The organism is Mesorhizobium sp. M5C.F.Ca.IN.020.32.2.1, from assembly GCF_004023105.1.
Classification (GTDB): Bacteria; Pseudomonadota; Alphaproteobacteria; order Rhizobiales; family Rhizobiaceae; genus Mesorhizobium; species Mesorhizobium wenxiniae.
This window is the reverse complement of sequence record NZ_RZSX01001374.1, coordinates 1-1,005: the sequence shown is the minus strand read 5'-3', so window position 1 is coordinate 1,005 and position 1,005 is coordinate 1. Positions and strand designations below refer to the sequence as shown.

Annotated in this window: 1 protein-coding gene; it reads left to right on the top strand. The window is 57.9% G+C overall.

The window, feature by feature from the left end:
- Window positions 1-542 precede the first annotated feature (542 nt).
- On the top strand, window positions 543-1,005 hold a 463-nt coding region (locus EOA86_RS36115; RefSeq protein ID WP_128345798.1), incomplete at its 3' end, for a YbjN domain-containing protein.

The following is a 1,005-nucleotide window of genomic DNA, read 5'->3' as shown; positions in this document are numbered from 1 at the left end:
GGCGAAGGCCAGGGAGGAAAACACCCGTCTCGCTGCGCGCATCGAGGCGCTCGAGGCGAAGCTCGCCGAATTGACCGGACAGGCCGCACCTGCGGCTGCGGCAAAGCCCAGATCAAAAAAATAATCGTTAAACTTTTCCACAAAGCACAATCGCAAAAAGCGCTTTGTCGTGAATCGCTTACCGGCATTGCGTGAATCTTTGTGACAGCGGCTTTCCACATGCGAATGACGCAGTGCGAAAAATTGGGCTGGTCACGCGACTCCCGATCAATAGACTGAATTTGTTGCATGATTCGGAGCAGGGTCATGCGCCGGGCGGTGGGGTCCGGTCTGGAGTCTTTGCGTTGACGAAGTCCCGGCCGTCCGAGTTCTAGACAGGATTGTTCGTTGCGTGTGCCCCGCGGAGCGTGTGGCGCTCACTAGAGCGACGTGCGTCCACTTGGACGCACAAAGTACGCTCTAGAACTTTGAACGTTCGCGTCGTGCTTTCCGAAAATCGAACCGATTTTCGGGCCGATGCGAAGGAACGACAGGAAGCATTCATGGAACTTCTCGAACTCGAATTCTCGCGCGAAATCCATCCCGTGGATGTTATCGAGCAGGTGGCCCACAACAACGACTGGTCCTTCGAACGGGCCGGCGATGACGAGATTTCGATTTCGGTTGCCGGAAGCTGGACCGACTACCACGTCTCATTCTCCTGGATGGAGGATTTCGAGGCGCTGCATCTGGCTTGCGCTTTCGACATCAAGGTGCCGGAGGCGCGCGCGCTCGAAGTGATGCGGCTGCTTTCGCTGATCAACGAGCAGATGCTGTTCGGCCATTTCGACCTCTGGGAACAGGAAGGCGCGATCATGTTCCGCCAGTCACTGCTGCTCGCCGGCGGGGTCGAGCCGTCGAGCCAGCAGGTCGAGGTGCTGTTGTCGTCGGCTCTGGAAGCCTGCGAATGCTATTTCCAGGCGTTCCAGTTCGTCGTCTGGTCGGGAACCTCGGCCAAGGATGCGC